The 16,267-nt window shown below is 41.1% G+C and carries 10 protein-coding genes; 9 read left to right on the top strand and 1 reads right to left on the bottom strand.

The window, feature by feature from the left end; genetic code table 11:
* Positions 1–9 precede the first annotated feature (9 nt).
* Entirely contained in the window at positions 10–666 is a 657-nt protein-coding gene (locus NMG86_RS23125; protein ID WP_026787875.1) for a DUF2301 domain-containing membrane protein, read from the top strand.
* Between the two features lie 107 nt (positions 667–773).
* Here the strand turns inward: NMG86_RS23125 and NMG86_RS23130 are convergent, their stop codons facing one another.
* A complete protein-coding gene (locus NMG86_RS23130) occupies positions 774–2,102 on the bottom strand; it encodes a cytosine deaminase (protein ID WP_026787876.1) in 1,329 nt (442 codons plus the stop codon).
* Positions 2,103–2,374: 272 nt separating this feature from the next.
* Here NMG86_RS23130 and NMG86_RS23135 point away from each other — a divergent pair, with 272 nt between their 5' ends.
* From NMG86_RS23135 to NMG86_RS23170, 8 genes are all read left to right on the top strand, one after another.
* Entirely contained in the window at positions 2,375–3,910 is a 1,536-nt protein-coding gene (locus NMG86_RS23135; protein ID WP_026795180.1) for a ferredoxin--nitrite reductase, read from the top strand.
* 54 nt (positions 3,911–3,964) lie between these two features.
* Positions 3,965–5,293: a CmpA/NrtA family ABC transporter substrate-binding protein gene (locus NMG86_RS23140; protein WP_026795181.1), complete on the top strand. Its 1,329-nt coding sequence runs from the start codon at positions 3,965–3,967 to the stop codon at positions 5,291–5,293.
* Between the two features lie 141 nt (positions 5,294–5,434).
* Positions 5,435–6,274: a nitrate ABC transporter permease gene (ntrB, locus tag NMG86_RS23145; RefSeq protein WP_026787879.1), complete on the top strand. Its 840-nt coding sequence runs from the start codon at positions 5,435–5,437 to the stop codon at positions 6,272–6,274.
* Positions 6,275–6,320: 46 nt separating this feature from the next.
* Positions 6,321–8,324, top strand: coding sequence for an ABC transporter ATP-binding/substrate-binding protein (locus tag NMG86_RS23150; RefSeq protein ID WP_026796599.1), 2,004 nt, complete (start codon positions 6,321–6,323; stop codon positions 8,322–8,324).
* Positions 8,325–8,363: 39 nt separating this feature from the next.
* Positions 8,364–10,274: an ABC transporter ATP-binding protein gene (locus tag NMG86_RS23155; RefSeq protein WP_081694414.1), complete on the top strand. Its 1,911-nt coding sequence runs from the start codon at positions 8,364–8,366 to the stop codon at positions 10,272–10,274.
* Positions 10,275–10,460: 186 nt separating this feature from the next.
* Positions 10,461–12,653 (top strand): molybdopterin oxidoreductase family protein, encoded by a 2,193-nt coding sequence (locus NMG86_RS23160; protein WP_026796600.1) that lies wholly within the window; start codon positions 10,461–10,463, stop codon positions 12,651–12,653.
* Positions 12,654–12,840: 187 nt separating this feature from the next.
* Positions 12,841–13,728 carry a hypothetical protein gene (locus NMG86_RS23165; RefSeq protein ID WP_026796601.1) on the top strand — a complete coding sequence of 296 codons (888 nt, stop codon included), beginning with the start codon at positions 12,841–12,843 and terminating at the stop codon, positions 13,726–13,728.
* Positions 13,729–14,010: 282 nt separating this feature from the next.
* Complete coding sequence (locus NMG86_RS23170) at positions 14,011–16,203, top strand: alkaline phosphatase D family protein (protein WP_026796602.1); 2,193 nt, start codon at positions 14,011–14,013, stop codon at positions 16,201–16,203.
* Positions 16,204–16,267: the final 64 nt, after the last annotated feature.

The following is a 16,267-nucleotide window of genomic DNA, read 5'->3' on the forward strand; positions in this document are numbered from 1 at the left end:
GAAAAAATTATGGTACAAACACAGCAGGACTCTATACCCGTTATTTATCAAGGACAGTTTGGCAATTATACAATTAACGATCACGATCGCCAAAGTGTGATTATTTACCGCACGGGCATAATTATAGCAGCCCTGTGCTTCACCGTCGCCACCGGATTAGTTTTATTCCAACTCAATACCCCCGGGGTTCTACAAGCATTAACCCCCATCTACTTCTGTTTTTGGTTAGGTTTAGGAGTGAGTTTATTCACAATTCATATCTATTTAATTCAGTTACATCAACTCCTAGAACTGTTTTGGTTAATTGGTGGAATTGCTTCGGTAGTTTTCGCTGTGGTCGATGCAGAACCCTTAGCATTAACAATTTATCACAATCCTTATAGCTTATTTGGAGTGGGATTTACCTTTGTGGCGTTAACAGGAATTTATTTTAAAGAAGCCTTCTGTTTTAATCGGGTGGAAACGAAACTCCTAACTCCTTTGGTTCCGATTTTGTTATTAGGATTTATGGCTGGTTTGTGGTCAGTTGATGCTCAAAAAATTTTACTGGCATTTTGGGCGATTCAATTTATCATTTTTGCAGGTCGGAAAATATTCCAAGGAATTCCAGGGGATATTGGGGATAAAAGCGTTTTTGATTATTTAAAAAATCAACAGTTAGCCTAATACAAAAATTGTTGATCCCCCCCTAACCCCCTTAAAAAAAGGGAGGAACAAGACTTCAAAGTCCCCCTTTTTAATGGGGATTTAGGGGGATCGTATCTGGGCTGTAATCAAAAGTTATCAAAAATAAGCGGATCTAATTCTGAATAATCGGGTAATTTTTCTTCTAATATTTTACCATTTCTAATCACAATCCGATCGCTTTGACACCGAGATAATATTTCACTCAAATAACGTCCTTGAAAAATAATAAAATCCGCAACCATTCCCACACCAATGCGTCCTGTATCGACTAAACCCATAAAATCCGCCGGGGTTTTGGTGACACTCGATAACCAATCTTGAAACGGTCGATCTAAATGACAAATTCTCACCGCCATTTTAAATACTTCTAACTCATCATGGTCACCAAAACCATAAAACGGATCACGACAATTATCACTAGCAAAAGCCACGGAAATCCCCGCTTGTTTCAATTCATGGACTAAGGTTGTTCCCCGCCAACGGGGGGTTTTTGGAAGTTCAGAGGGATGATATTGACGATCTTGTAAATAGAGATTACACATCGGTAAACTGACAATTCCAATATTCGCGGCTTTCACCAATTCTAGGATTTTTTGAACAATATCCTGCGGTTGTACGGCTAAACTACAACAATGTCCGCAAATAATTTTACCTTCAAATTGATATTTTAAAGCTGCTTCCGCAATTTTATATAAACAAACAGATTCCGCTTCTCCTGTTTCATCAACATGAAAATCTAAGTTCAAATTCCGATCTTTAGCAATGGCAAAAATTCGCTCAATTTGTTGCTCTAAATCAGGATTAATATAGGCAAAACCACCTAAAATTCCGCCTGAATCTGCTACTTTATTAACTAATTTTTCCCCTTCTATCGTTAAATAATAGTCTAAAGTGGCTAAGGAAACACCTTGCAAAATTAAGCGATCTTCCCATGCTTTTCTTAATGTGTTAAAAACATCCCAGTTTATATCTATCAATCTTCCCGCCGAATCTAAATGGGTTCTAATGGCTTTAGTTCCATGGATATAACTACACTTTAAACCAAATTCCATTCGTCGGTAAATATCTTCGGTAGTCCAGGTTTCTTCATCTTTAAATATAGCGGTTAAGGCATCTGCAAAGGTTCCTTTAATATTTGGCGATCGCTCCCAAATATGACCCTTATCTAAATGAGTATGAACATCCACAAAACAGGGCCAAATTTGTTTCCCATGTAAATCCACCGTTGGGATATTTTCTAACTCAACAGATCCAGTAACAACAATCTGATTAATAATTTCTGAGACAATTTTAATATCAACTAAAGCCATACCCTCCATATTAGCTGAATTTGCGATCGCCCTATCAACATCGGTGAGTACACAAACCGGGACACGAACATTTTTCAGCCAGTAACAAGCAGTATTTGGAATCATAGAGCTAGGGAATAGGGAATAGGATTGCTATATGCAAAAAATGTATCGTATCAATGCTAAATCTTCATAAAACTTTAAGTTTTGTAACATTAGCTACGATTGCATCGGGTATAGGGGTCTAACTTAGTCACATTGCTTAACCTTTGGGTTGAGGCCAAAAACCTCCCAGTTCAAACACAAAAGGTCAATACTCTGATTTTAGATGACAGACCCGTTAATGTTTGGCCAAATTTGATCCAAATTCGAGACATAGCAACACCGAGGAATCCGCTATGACCAGCACAGTCCCGCAAAAAACAGCCACAAACAAATTTGAAAAACTCAAAGCCGAAAAAGACGGTTTAGCGGTTAAAGATGAACTAGAAACCTTCGCCCAACTAGGCTGGGAAGCTATGGACGAAACCGACCGAGACCACCGCCTGAAATGGCTAGGGGTGTTTTTCCGTCCGGTGACTCCGGGGAAATTTATGATGCGGTTGCGTTTACCAAATGGGGTGATCACCAGTGAGCAGATGCGGGTTTTGGGCGAAATCGTGCAACGCTACGGTGATGACGGTAGTGCTGATATTACCACAAGACAGAACCTTCAGTTAAGGGGAATTAGAATTGAGGATCTCAGCGATATTTTTCAGAGGTTTGAAAGGGTTGGACTAACGAGCATTCAGTCGGGAATGGATAACGTCCGTAATATTACGGGTTCACCCGTTGCTGGATTAGATGCCGATGAACTCTATGATACCAGGGAGTTAGTGCAACAGGTTCAAGACATGATTACCAACGAAGGAAAAGGGAATCCTGAGTTTAGTAATTTACCTCGAAAATTCAATATTGCGATCGCAGGCTGTCGAGATAATTCAATTCACGCCGAAATTAATGATATTGCCTTTATTCCCGCATTTAAACAGGAAACTTTTGGCTTCAATGTCATAGTTGGAGGATTCTTTTCTGCCACCCGTTGTGAAGCCGCTATTCCCCTAAATGTTTGGGTAAAACCCGAACAAGTTGTCGGTCTTTGTCGAGGAATTTTAGAAGTCTTTCGAGACAATGGGCCCAGGGGAGTTCGCCAAAAAACTCGGTTAATGTGGTTAATTGATGAATGGGGAATTGAGAAGTTTCGTTCTGAAGTTGAAAAACAAATCGGTTATGCTTTAGAATTAGAAGCCGAAAAAGATGAAATTCTTTGGGAAAAACGGGATCATTTGGGAATTTATAAACAAAAACAACCCGGATTAAACTATGTAGGATTAAATGTTCCCGTTGGACGTTTATATGCTAACGAAATGTTAGAATTATCCCGCATTGCTGAAGTTTATGGTAGTGGAGAAATCCGCTTAACCGTTGAACAGAATGTGATTATTCCCAATATTTCTGATAGTCGGTTAGAGGCGTTTTTAACCGAACCGATTTTAGAAAAATTCTCCGTTAATCCCTCCGCCTTAAGTCGAGGATTAGTTTCCTGTACCGGATCACAATTCTGTAACTTTGCTTTAGTAGAAACTAAAAATCGGGCTGTCGAATTAGTTAAGGAATTAGAAGCGGAATTAACCGTCGAAAAAACCGTCAGAATTCACTGGACAGGCTGCCCTAATTCCTGCGGACAACCCCAAGTAGCTGATATTGGATTAATGGGAACAAAAGCCCGTAAAGAGGGCAAAACCGTTGAAGGAGTAAACCTTTATATGGGCGGAAAAGTCGGTAAAGATGCCCAACTAGGTGAATGTGTACAAAAATCCATTCCCTGTGAGGATCTCAAACCCGTTTTGCGACAAATTTTAGTGGAACAATTTGGCGCCAGAGTCAAAGAATAATCAATTTCAAAATCCACATCAACACCCTACTAATACGGAATCAAAACACATAACATGAGTAAACTTTCACGACGGAAATTCCTGTTTACAGCCGGTGCAACAGCGGCCGGAACTCTCATCATTCATGGTTGTGCTGCTAATAACAATCCTTCCACAACCACCACTACAACCTCTAGTCCAGCCCCGGCGGTTAATATTAATCCGGCGGATGCTCCAGAAATAGCAACAGCAACATTAGGATTTATTGCCTTAACCGACTCCGCCCCCCTAATTATTGCCTTAGAAAAAGGCTTATTTGCTAAGTATGGAATGTCGGATGTTAAGGTGCTTAAACAAGCCTCTTGGCCAGTAACACGGGATAACCTAGAATTAGGTTCCGGTGGAGGCGGAATTGATGGGGCGCATATTTTATCCCCCATGCCCTATTTAATGACATTAGGAACTATTACCAAACAACCCGTTCCGATGTATCTTTTAGCCCGATTAAATACTAATGGTCAGGCAATTTCTTTAGGTAAAGAATATCTGGATGCTAAAATTACCGTTAATGATAGTGCCAAATTCAAAGATATTTTATTAACCGCTAAAAATGCAGGAAAAGAACTCAAAGCTGCCATTACATTCCCCGGAGGAACTCACGATTTATGGATGCGGTATTGGTTAGCATCCGGGGGGACTGTTCCAGATACTGATATTTCCATTATTCCGGTGCCACCTCCCCAAATGGTAGCAAATATGAAAGTCGGAAATATGGAAGGTTTCTGTGTTGGTGAACCTTGGAATGCCCAATTGGTTAATCAAAAAGCAGGATATACCGCATTAATTACCGGAGAATTATGGAAAGATCACCCCGAAAAAGCCTTTACCATGCGGGCAGATTGGGTTGATAAAAACCCCAAAGCCGCTAAAGCTTTAACTATGGCTGTATTAGAAGCGCAACAATGGTGTGATAAACCGGAAAATATTGAGGAAATGTGTAAAATTGTTTCCCAAGATAAATGGTTTAAAGTGCCTTTTGAAGATATTATTGAGCGATCTAGGGGAAATATTGATTTTGGGGATGGTCGGGTGATCACCGCCAGTCCCATCGCCATGAAATTCTGGAGAGATAATGCCTCTTATCCCTATAAGAGCCATGATAGTTGGTTCCTAACCGAAGATATTCGCTGGGGATATTTACCAGCCGATTTAGATATTAAAGCCACCGTTGATAAGGTCAACCGCGAAGATTTATGGCGGGAAGCGGCGAAGTCTTTAAATGTTCCCGCAGCCGAAATTCCTGCTACTCCTTCTCGTGGCATTGAAACCTTCTTTGATGGCGTACAATTTAACCCCGAAGATCCTAAAGCCTATCTCAATAGTTTAGCGATCAAAAAGGTCTAATTTTCCCATATTTTCTGTAGCGGCGGGTTATTCAAGGTCTAACAATTCCTACAGATAATATTAATAAACAATGATCCCCCCTAACCCCTGCTTGGTAAAGGGGGGCTGCAAGAGAAAAAAACTAACTAATTTATAATCATCATGACTACTGGCACTAAAACCACTTCTAATAGTAATAATCCTTTGAATTTTGTTTTCAATTGGTTTAATAAAAATCGTAATCAAATTATTCGTCCTTTGATTGGGGTCTTTATTTTTCTGGCAATTTGGCAACTATTATGTTCAGGAGAAAATCCTAATTTACCTTCTCCCATTACAACAGTTAAAGAATCTTGGAATTTAATTATTAACCCATTTTTCGATAATGGGGGCACAGATAAAGGGTTAGGTTGGCAAGTCATCGCCAGTTTACAACGGGTGGCGGTTGGCTTTAGCTTATCGGTGGTCGTGGGAATTTCCCTAGGGATTTTAGTGGGGAGTAATAGCTTTATGTATGATGCCTTAGATCCCCTATTTCAAATTCTCAGAACAATTCCGCCTTTAGCTTGGTTACCTATTGCTTTAGCTGCCTTACAACAATCGAATCCTGCGGCTATTTTTGTGATTTTTATTACGGCAATTTGGCCGATTATTATTAATACCACCGTTGGGGTACAACAAATTCCTCAAGACTATAAAAACGTGGCTAGAGTCTTACGTTTACCCAAACATAAATACTTCTTTAAAGTATTATTTCCCTCCGCAGTTCCCTATATTTTCACCGGATTAAGAATTGGGATTGGTCTATCTTGGTTAGCGATTATTGCGGCGGAAATGTTAGTCGGTGGAGTTGGGATTGGATTCTTTATTTGGGATGCCTATAATAGTTCTCGAATGAGTGCAATTATCGTGGCTTTAATTTATGTCGGAGTCGTCGGTTTAATCCTAGATAGAACCATTGGTTTTATTGCTTCTAAAGTGGTTCCCGCCGACCAGAAATAAACCCGAAACTATACTTGTTAACCCTTAACTAATCTAATCTTTAATTATGTCTGTATTCGTACAAGTTGATCACGTCAATCGCGTTTTTAATCTTCCCAATGGAGAACAATATATTGCCCTAAAAAATATCGAACTCAAAATTGATAAAGGGGAATTTATTACCTTACTTGGACACTCTGGCTGTGGAAAATCTACCCTATTAAATATTATTGCGGGGTTAGATCAAGCCTCAGAAGGAGGGATTATTTTAGAAGGGCGAGAAGTTCGAGAACCTGGGCCAGATCGAATGGTGGTATTTCAAAATTATTCCCTATTACCGTGGTTAACCGTTAGGGAAAATATTGCCTTAGCGGTTGATGAAGTGTATCGTAAACTTCCTAAAACTGAACGAAAAGAAATTGTTGAAAAACATCTTAAATTAGTCGGTTTAAGACAGGCTGCGGATAAACGACCGGGGGAAATTTCGGGGGGGATGAAACAACGAGTCGCGATCGCTCGTGCCCTATCCATTCGACCCCAATTATTACTCCTAGATGAACCCTTTGGAGCCTTAGATGCTTTAACTAGAGGTGGGTTACAAGAGCAGTTAATGAAAATCTGTGAAGCCAACCAAGTCAGCGCCGTCATGGTGACCCACGATGTCGATGAAGCCTTATTATTATCCGATCGGATTGTAATGTTAACTAACGGCCCAGAAGCTCATATTGGGCAAATTTTAGACGTGAATATTCCCCGTCCCCGTCAACGGATGGAAGTGGTAAATCATCCCAGCTATTATGCCTTGCGGAATGAAGTTGTTTATTTTCTCAATCAACAGAAAAAAGCCAAAAAATCAGTTACCAAAAAAGCACCTATGGTTATTGCTAAAAATGGCTTAGAAAAAGTCAATTTAGACCTGGGTTTTATTCCCCTAACAGACTGCGCCCCCCTAATTATTGCTAAGGAAAAAGGGATCTTTGAGGAATATGGATTAAGCGAAGTTACCCTCAGTCGAGAAACCAGTTGGAAACTGTTAGGTCAAGGCGTAGTAGAAGGTCGTTTAGACGCGGCGCAAATGGTGGCAGGAATGCCCATAGCGATGACCTTGGGCTTTGGAAACAATCTACCCATTCCGATTGTTACGGCCATGACTCTCTCTCGAAATGGGAATGGGATTACCCTGAGTAAAAATTTATATGAACATGGGGTAAAAACCCTAGAAGATTTTAAAATTTATATCGAAAATAACCTTGACAAAGTGCATACTTTGGGTATGGTTCACCCCAGTTCGATGCACAATTTAATGTTGCGTTATTGGTTAGCATCCGGGGGTATTAATCCCGATCAAGATGTTAATTTAACGGTGATTCCACCGCCCCAAATGCAAGCCAATTTAAAAGCCGGAAATATTGATGGGTATTGTGTGGGGGGGCCTTGGAATGCCCGATCTGTTCATGAGGGGTTAGGATTTGTTATTGCTAATAGTTTTGATATTTTCCCGAATGGACACACGGAGAAAGTTTTAGGGGTGAAAGAGGAGTGGGCAAATCGCTATCCTAAAACCCATGTTGCTCTAGTAAAATCCTTAATTGATGCCTGTGACTATTGCGATGATCGGCGAAATCGAGAAGAAATTTTAGAGATCTTATGTCGGGATGAATATATCGGATCGGCTCCAGAATATACCCGTTTAGGATTTATTGACCCCGTTGATCGGGGCAATGGTCAACCAGCCGAATTATTGATAAATTACAATCAGTTTTATGTGGATAAAACTAATTACCCCGATGCTACAGAATTTCTCTGGATCATGGCAGAAATGGCTCGTTGGGGGATTACACCCTTCCCGAAAAACTGGGTTTCTATCCTAGAAAGGGTATTAAGAACTGATGTTTATGGCCAAGCAGCCCGGGAATTAGGATTGTCCGATACAGGACGCGATCGCCAAAGCGTTAAGCTACTTGATGGCACTATTTTTAATCCTAACGATCCGATTAAATATCTCAAAAATCTCAAGATTAAACAAGAAATTCGGATTGAAGAAATTATCCTAGATCCCATAGCAGCCTAAAACAGTCTAATCGTCAACCATTGTTTAGTCTAAAAAAATATGCAAATTTTAGATAGTATTTCTTCTAAACCAATGCCATTTTCAAAATCCGATGCTTTTTTGGTAATTGATCAAGTTTCTAAAGTCTATAACACAGCAAAAGGTGAATATGTTGTACTTGAAAACGTCAATCTTGAGGTGCAAGAAGGCGAATTTATCTGCATTATTGGTCACTCTGGTTGTGGAAAATCTACCCTATTAAATATGGTGGCGGGGTTTAATCAACCCACCACTGGGGTCGTATCAGTTCAGGGAAAAACTATCACCGAACCTGGGCCAGAACGGATGGTAGTATTTCAAAACTATTCCCTCCTACCCTGGTTAACCGCAAAAGAAAATATTCAGTTAGGAGTTGAGTCAGTATATCCTGACAAATCCGCCGCCGAACATAAAACCATTGTTCAGGAAAATTTAGAGTTAGTCGGGTTATCGGAAGCAGCGAATAAAAAACCCGCCCAACTCTCAGGAGGTATGAAACAACGGGTTTCCATCGCTAGAGCTTTAGCTACCCGTCCCCAAATGTTGATTTTGGACGAACCCTTTGGCGCCTTAGACCCCATCACCCGGGAAGAACTTCAGGAAGAACTACTAAGTATTTGGCAAGATCATCGAATTACGGTTCTGATGATTACCCATGATATCGATGAAGCCTTATTTTTAGCCGATCGTCTGGTGATGATGACCAATGGCCCAGCGGCTCAAATCGGGGAGGTACTAGATATTCCTTTCTCCCGTCCCCGTAACCGCGCCAAAATCACCGAAGATCCTCGATACTACGAATTACGCAACTATGCCCTCGATTTTCTATTCCGGCGCTTTGCCCACCATGAAGAAGATCAAGACACAACTGAAGATACAACATCTGACATGGAATCGGCACAAAGCACTACAATATCACCCAGTTCTAGTCCTATAGCAACAGAGGTGCTGAATATGCAACCCGATAATCCTAACCCTAATGAAAATCCTTATGCTAAACCTTCTGAACCTGAATTAATCCAGGAAGAAAGTTCCGCCACGATCTCGGAAGAAATGTCTCCATCGGCGAAAACCGGAGTGTTATTTGCCCTATGGGGAGTCATTCTCGCCACCTTAGTCGGATCATTAGTTTTTAACTCCTCTGCGCCTACTACCCCCAATAAAGAGGCAGAAACCCCAGAATCTTCCTCAACGACAATGGAGACGTCAACCCCTGTGATTGTGGAAACCGCGACTCCGATCACAACACCCTCTCCGACTTTATCGCCTAGTCCCACGGCGACTTTATCCCCAGGTACAGTTCCCTCCGTTAGTATTTCTCCATCCCCTGAGTCTGTCCCAGTGGCTTCTCCTAACCCGGTGGCAACGACTTCCCCTAGTCCCACTAATAGCGTTGCATCTACCACAACAATAATAACAACAACCCCCTCTCCCAGTTCAACAACGGCGATCGCACCTACCACAAATGTATCTCCAACGGTTTCTCCCTCACCCATTGCTACGGCGTCCCCAACCCCAGGGAGTTTAGCCGAGGCTACGGCATCTCCTTCTCCTGTTGCTACCGGATCTCCGGCTACAACACCAACAACAACGTCTTCGCCTTCGCCTTCTCCTATGGCAACATCCCCCAGTAGCAGCACTACAGCCACTCCTAGTGCGGCGGATTTAGAAAAGTTGAATCAAGAGGTTTTTGCTAACATCAATGAGGCTTGGACAAGCACTCCCGTGACCGCAGTTTCTGTTTATTTAGTTAAGGTGAGTCAAACGGGGGAAATTTTGAGTTATGAGGCTAAATCTGCCGATGCAACTCAAAATCTGAACAATACCCCTCTGCCTAAGTTAGTGAAATCGGATGTGACCCAAACTCCCTATACGCAATTTGAGGTGACATTCACTCCCGTAGGAACCTTGGATCTAAAACCTGTTCCCTAGGGAATATTTTAAGAGGAATTGGGAGTTAATTATTATCCCAATTTCTCACTCTGAGTTAACAATTTTTATATTAAATAAATTTTGGAATTCGTTGTTGGGCTTTAGCCCTCAATATTCCTGGGCTGAAGCCCCAAAAGATGAAGGGCTGAAGCCCAACAACTAGCCCAACAACTATTTTATAAAACAATGAAATCAATTAAAACCCTTTGCCCTTTTTGTGGTGTCGGTTGTGGTTTAGAAATTCTATCCACAGCAACAGCCGATCAAGATATTAAACGAAATGAACAGGAAAACCCAGTTTGGAAGGTGAGAGGCGATCGCCAACATCCTTCTAGTTTGGGAATGGTCTGTGTTAAAGGAGCCACCGTCACCGAATCAATTCATCGCGATCGCCTTTTATACCCAATGATTCGAGAAACCCTAGATCAACCCTTCCGCCAGGGGAGTTGGGAGGAAGCTCTAACTTTGATCGTGGATCGGATCAAAACCGTTAGTCATGAATATGGTTCCGATGCCCTATGTATGTACGGTTCCGGTCAGTGTGTTACCGAAGATTATTATGTGGCACAAAAACTATTTAAAGGTTGTTTAGGAACCAATAATTTTGATGCCAATTCTCGTTTATGTATGTCATCTGCCGTTTCAGGTTATGTTCAGAGCTTGGGGGCTGATGGGCCGCCCTGTTGTTATGATGATTTAGAATTAACTGATTGTGCTTTTATTGTAGGTAGTAATGCCGCCGAATGTCATCCAATTATATTTAATCGTTTAGCCAAATATCATAAAAAAAATCCCCACGTTAAACTAATTGTTGCTGATCCTCGATGCACCCAAACCGCAGCAGTTGCCGACCTGCATTTACCGATTCGCCCCGGAACTGATATTGACCTATTTAATGGTATTGGTTATTTATTATTAAAATCGGGAAATATTGATACCCTATTTGTGGAAGAATGTACCCGCAATTTTAAAGAATATGCTCAACTTTTACAATCTTATCCTCCCGAAAAAGTTGCCGAAACCTCTGGAATTACTATCGAAGCCTTAGAAACCGCTGCCCGTTATTGGCAAGAATCTAAACGGATTTTATCTATGTGGTCAATGGGATTAAATCAATCCTCCGAGGGTACGGCAAAAGTGCGATCGCTAATTAATTTACACCTAATGACCGGTCAAATTGGTAAACCCGGTTCTGGCCCGTTTTCCCTCACCGGACAACCCAACGCCATGGGCGGACGGGAAGCCGGAGGACTGGCCCATCTATTACCCGGCTATCGATCGGTAACTAACCCCCAACATCGGGCTCAAGTTGAACAGTTTTGGGGTATTCCCCCAGGTCGCATTTCCCCCCATACCGGACGCACCGTTTGGGATATGATTATCGGTTTAGAACAGAATCAGGTGCAGTTTCTCTGGATCGTCGCCACCAATCCGGCCGTGAGTATGCCTGACCTGAAACGCACCAAAGCCGCCCTATTAAAATCCCCCTTCACTGTCTATCAAGAAGCCTACTATCCCACGGAAACCGCCCCCTACGCCCATATTTTACTCCCCGCTACCCAATGGAGTGAAAAAACCGGGGTGATGACCAACTCCGAAAGGCGTGTAACCTACTGTCCGGGGTTTGATATCCCTTTGGGAGAAGCCCGACATGACTGGGAGATTTTTGCTGATGTCGGTAGGCGTTTAGGGTTTAAGGAAGAATTTGCTTTCCAAACCTCGGCGGATGTCTATGCTGAATTTGTGCAGCTTACTCAAGGGCGTCCCTGTGATATGTCAGGGTTAAGCCATGACCGTTTGCAACAACAGGGGCCGACCCAATGGCCCTGTCCAGAAGGAGAAGTTGACTCTCGTATTTCCTCCAAACGCCTCTACACCAATAATTATTTTGCCACCCCCGACGGTCGGGCGATTTTTGGCCCTTACCATTCCAAGGGGTTAGCTGAACCCAGTGATCCCGATTATCCCTATGTGTTGACAACGGGGCGTTTATATGGGCATTGGCACACCCTCACCCGCACCGGGAGAACGGCAAAAACCCAACAAATGCACCCCGACCCATTTATAGAAATTCATCCCAAAGATGCAGCTAATTTGGGGATTGAAAATGGCGATATTGTGCAAGTCTGTTCTCGACGGGGAAGTTGTCAATTTCCCGCTAAAGTCACTGCCTTTATTGCCCCTGGAACCGTCTTTGTCCCGATGCACTGGGGGGCGTTGTGGGCCGCAGATGCAGAAGCCAATAATTTAACCCATCCCCACGCCTGTCCTGACTCCCGCCAACCGGAATTAAAAGCCTGTGCAGTACAGTTATCAGTTATCAGTCATCAGTCATCAGTTATCAGTTCAAGAGTTGACAGTCATCTAGGGAACCTTTGATAATTTTTATCGACTATTAGAGTAAGTCAGGAATTAGAGAAACGACTAACTCCCATCTACCCTAAAGAACTTAAAAAGTCTGATCAAGACCTTTAAAATCATCTTTTGGGATGATGCAGAATCCCTAAAAAAATGTTAGCCTAAAATAAATAAAGGGATTCAAAATTTTATTAAGTTGAGTTAACCCATGAAAACCACATTAACCTTAGCAACATTAATATTATTAGCCAGTTCAATGCTCCCAGCCCATGCTGTGATGCTCAATAACCGGACTAATACAGACTTATCAAGACAACCCTCTCAAGATTTAATTCTGGCTCAAAATAATTTTGACCAATATCGTCAACAGCGTCACGCACAGTTAGAACAACAAATGCGGGAGGAGGTGAAAAAACCTCAATATAATAATTTGTCCCCAGCCCAAAAAGTCCAAATGATTCGGGATGCTCATAAAACTTTAGATCAAAGTTTAGACCGGGAATATGAAACCTGGAAAAAACAGCAATCTAATAATAATAATAATGGCCGTTACAACAATAACGGGAATTATAATAACAACAATCCCAATAATCAACAATCCTTTGATCAATATCGTCAACAGCGTCATGCACAGTTAGAACAACAAATGCGGCAAGATATGAATCAACCTCAATATCGCAATTTATCCGCAGCCCAAAAAGCCCAAATGATTCGAGATGCTCATATTAATTTGGATCAAAATTTAGATCGGGAGTATGCGAATTGGCAACGGGGTAACAATAACGGGAATTATAATAACAACAATCCTAACAATCCCAATAGTCAACAATCCTTTGATCAATATCGTCAACAACGTCATGCACAGTTAGAACAACAAATGCGGCAAGATATGAATCAACCTCAATATCGCAATTTATCCGCAGCCCAAAAAGCCCAAATGATTCGAGATGCTCATATTAATTTGGATCAAAATTTAGATCGGGAGTATGCGACTTGGCAACGGGGTAACAATAACGGGAATTATAATGGCAGCGATCGCTATGATCGTTATAATCGTAACAATCAACCCTATCCTAATGGGGGTTATAATCGTTAATTGTAGGGTGTTTAAGTACGGCGCACGAACCATCTCAAATCAATTGATCATTAATCAACAGCCTTGAATTAAAATGAAGGCTCAAAACTCAAACTTTAGTCAATTTTAACCGACTAAAGTTTGATTATTTTTTGGGAGGTAATATTAGATTCTAAATATTAAACTAACCACAATATTTTAGGAAATTAACAAAAAATCCGTCCCAAGGTTGTAATATTTTATTGTAGGGGTTTGGTCTTCAAACCCAACCCAGTATCGGAAGTCCCCTATTAAATTGTATTTATGTTATCAGCCAATGGCTTATTTAATGAATCCTTTTATTTAGCACAAAACCCCGATGTGGCGGTGGCGGTTGCTAGTGGAATTATTGCTAATGGATTTCAACACTTTATTGAGTCCGGTCAATTTCAGGTTCGCCAACCCAGTCCCCTCTATGATGAATCCTATTATTTAGCTACAAATCCTGACGTTGCCCAATTGATTAAGAGTGGAGTTTTTGCCAGTGGTTTTCAACATTATATTAACCTGGGACAGTTGGAAAATCGCAGCCCCAGTGTTTTATTTGATAGTACCTATTATTTAACCGAAAATCCGGCTCTTGCGGCCATCGTTGCCCAGGGAAATATTACCGGAATTGAGCATTTTGTTAACTTTGGACAATTTGAAGATCGCAGTCCCACACCCTTTTATAATTCTAACTATTATTTAGCTAAAAATCCCGATGTTGCCATTGCCGTTGCCCGGGATGAACTCACCGGAATTGAACATTATATTAACATTGGAGCCGCCGAAAATCGTCAATTTACCCCCTTTATTCAACCCCAAGGTTCTAGTTTACCTAATCGAGTCGCCACCGGAGATACAACCCCCAATTCCACGGTATTTTTAACCCGTAGTTCGGCGGCGGGAACTGTTAGTCTGGAATATGGGAATAATCTTAGTTTTATTAATCCTTTGGGAATCCTTTATACTACCGTCACAGATATTACCGAACCTGTTAAGTTAACAGCTAATAATTTAACTCCAAATACTCAATATTTTTATCGGTTTACCAATGCAGAAGGAACATCATCAGTAGGAAGTTTTCGCACTCCAGCAGCTATTGGAACCCAACAGGGATTAAGATTTGGAGCCACCGCCGACGGACAAGGGGAATTAATGCCCTATATGTCGGTTAATAATGTTCCTGAACGCAATTTAGACTTTTTTGTGGGATTGGGAAATACCATTTCTGCTGATACGATTTCCCCCGATTTACCCGGCGTTGAACAAGCGGTTACTCCCCTAGATTTTAGAACTAAATATAATGAGATTGTTTCCCCCCGTTTAGAACTTAATCCTTGGGCAAATTTACAAGCTGCAACAACAATATATAGCACTTGGAATGATCAAAATTTAATTACGGGTTTTGCGGGGGGAGAAATTCCCGCTTTATCTCCTCAACAGTTATTTTTTGGAACTGACGGACAATTTATTAATAATACTGATCAATTTAACATCGGTTTACAAGCCTGGAAAGAGTATAATCCCGTGGGAAATCAAGTCTATGGAAAAACCGGAGATCCTCGTACTACTAATCAAGAAAAACTTTATAGATATCAACCTTTTGGCAGTGATGGGGCGTTATTTGTATTAGATGCACGTTCTTTTAGAGATGCACCTTTACCTCAAGTTCCTGACCCGGCTTTAGATAGTCAAATTAATCAATTTTTAGCATCTTCTTTTGACCCTAACCGGACGTTATTAGGAAAAGCACAGTTAGATGATTTAAAGATTGATTTATTAGAAGCACAAAACTCTGGGGTGAGTTGGAAATTTATTTTTTCTCCGGTTCCAATTCAGAATTTAGGATTATATGATTCTGCTAACCGTTGGGAAGGATATGCCTCTGAACGTCGGGATTTATTACAATTTATTGATCAAAATAATATTAAAAATGTTGTATTTGTATCGGGAGGTGCCGGAGGAACTATTGTTAATGAGTTAACCTATCAATTGAATTTTGATCAACCTCAAATTAAAACCGATGCGATTGAAATTACTGTAGGGCCCATCGGTTATCAGTTAAATTTAGGTGAAAGCTTTATCCCTGGAACTTGGGGGTCAGAAATTATGAATTTTAGTTCTATTGATACTATTACCCAGGATACTAAGGATTTTTACGCAGGGTTAGATACGGCTTCAAGTAAAGATCAATTAGTCCAAAATATTCTGAATAATCAACTAAATCAATTCGGATATGATCCGATTGGTTTAGATGAAACAAAACTGAATGCTGAGTTAATTAAAGGGTCTTATTTTGCAGTTCATAATTTTGGCTGGACTGAATTTATTGTTGATCCAAAAACTCAAAAATTGCAGGTGAATGTCTATGGAATTGAACCTTACACCCAAACAGATATCCAGTCAATTCCAGCTAATATTATTAATCGTCAGCCAGAAGTAATTAGTCAATTTGTGATTAATTCAATATAGCGCTAGGGAACAGCCCCCCGTGCACGGGGGATTTGGGGGAGAGGTCACACAGTTTTTCCTAGAG

Origin of the sequence: Planktothrix rubescens CCAP 1459/22 (assembly GCA_904830895.1) — a bacterium.
GTDB lineage: Bacteria > Cyanobacteriota > Cyanobacteriia > Cyanobacteriales > Microcoleaceae > Planktothrix > Planktothrix agardhii.

What these genes read in the sequence shown, in the direction of transcription:
- NMG86_RS23125 (WP_026787875.1), top strand. Translation starts at nt 10, where the DNA reads ATGGTACAAACACAGCAGGACTCTATACCCGTTATTTATCAAGGACAG.
- NMG86_RS23130 (WP_026787876.1), bottom strand. Translation starts at nt 2,102, where the DNA reads ATGATTCCAAATACTGCTTGTTACTGGCTGAAAAATGTTCGTGTCCCG.
- NMG86_RS23135 (WP_026795180.1), top strand. Translation starts at nt 2,375, where the DNA reads ATGACCAGCACAGTCCCGCAAAAAACAGCCACAAACAAATTTGAAAAA.
- NMG86_RS23140 (WP_026795181.1), top strand. Translation starts at nt 3,965, where the DNA reads ATGAGTAAACTTTCACGACGGAAATTCCTGTTTACAGCCGGTGCAACA.
- ntrB (WP_026787879.1), top strand. Translation starts at nt 5,435, where the DNA reads ATGACTACTGGCACTAAAACCACTTCTAATAGTAATAATCCTTTGAAT.
- NMG86_RS23150 (WP_026796599.1), top strand. Translation starts at nt 6,321, where the DNA reads ATGTCTGTATTCGTACAAGTTGATCACGTCAATCGCGTTTTTAATCTT.
- NMG86_RS23155 (WP_081694414.1), top strand. Translation starts at nt 8,364, where the DNA reads ATGCAAATTTTAGATAGTATTTCTTCTAAACCAATGCCATTTTCAAAA.
- NMG86_RS23160 (WP_026796600.1), top strand. Translation starts at nt 10,461, where the DNA reads ATGAAATCAATTAAAACCCTTTGCCCTTTTTGTGGTGTCGGTTGTGGT.
- NMG86_RS23165 (WP_026796601.1), top strand. Translation starts at nt 12,841, where the DNA reads ATGAAAACCACATTAACCTTAGCAACATTAATATTATTAGCCAGTTCA.
- NMG86_RS23170 (WP_026796602.1), top strand. Translation starts at nt 14,011, where the DNA reads ATGTTATCAGCCAATGGCTTATTTAATGAATCCTTTTATTTAGCACAA.